Consider the following 889-nt stretch of genomic DNA (forward strand, 5'->3'; position numbering starts at 1 on the left):
AGAATTCCGGCGGGATGGCACCAATGTCTTATCAGAGATTGAGGTCAGCTACCTGCAAGCGATTTTCGGGGTGTCGTCTGTCCGTGAACACTGTGGATGGTCCCGTAGAGATGACCATTCCACCCGGTACCCAACCCAACACGATTCTGACCTTGGAAGATCATGGAGTGCCCCGATTAGGCAATCCGGTGAGCCGGGGCGATCATCTGCTCACCATCTTGGTGGAAATTCCCACACGGATTACACCGGAAGAACGAGAACTCCTGGAAAAACTAGCAAAGATACGGGGCGATCGCACGGGTAAAGGGGGACTGGAAGGATTTCTCGGAGGACTCTTTCGAGGATGACGGATTCGCCCACCACCACAACCCCGGCCCACCTGCCCACTGCCGCTCTGGATCTGCGGGGAACTCCCTGCCCGATTAACTTTGTCCGCACCAAACTGACCTTGGAACAACTTCCCTTAGGGACGTTACTGGAAGTCTGGCTTGATGCAGGAGAACCGATTGAGCAGGTTCCTGACAGCTTGAGAATGGAGGGCTATCAGGTGGAACAGATTCAGGATCGCACCGACTTTTTTGCCCTCTTGGTGCGGAGACCCACCTAACCACCTATGGTTTTGGACAGCCCTGCCCACTCCTCCAAGCATGATGAACCGCCTCTACTGGGACGCGTTGTCTCGGTTCAGGCCAACTACTATCAGGTGCAGCTAGAGCCAGGATCAGGAGCTGGAAGCAATGACATTGCTCCTGCTGGAGAAGCGGCCCAACTGCTGTGTACCCGGGCGTGCCCGGTCTGWAAAAAAMTTGGTCAACATGTGATGGTSGGGGKATCGAGTCCGGATCGAAGAACCCGATTGGTCGGGGGGACGGGGGGCGATCGCCGAGGT

The 889-nt window shown here is 56.2% G+C and carries 1 protein-coding gene and 2 pseudogenes; all 3 read left to right on the forward strand.

Annotated features, from left to right (window positions below; all coding sequences use genetic code 11):
* Positions 1 to 347: pseudogene (locus DO97_RS20260) on the forward strand (DnaJ C-terminal domain-containing protein); the annotation flags it as partial.
* Positions 344 to 607 carry a sulfurtransferase TusA family protein gene (locus DO97_RS20265; RefSeq protein ID WP_036537141.1) on the forward strand — a complete coding sequence of 88 codons (264 nt, stop codon included), beginning with the start codon at positions 344 to 346 and terminating at the stop codon, positions 605 to 607. The pseudogene DO97_RS20260 and the gene DO97_RS20265, both read left to right, overlap by 4 nt.
* Positions 608 to 613: 6 nt before the next feature.
* Positions 614 to 889 (forward strand): annotated as a pseudogene (locus DO97_RS25515) (ribosome small subunit-dependent GTPase); the annotation flags it as partial.

It is taken from the genome of Neosynechococcus sphagnicola sy1 (genome assembly GCF_000775285.1).
GTDB lineage: Bacteria > Cyanobacteriota > Cyanobacteriia > Neosynechococcales > Neosynechococcaceae > Neosynechococcus > Neosynechococcus sphagnicola.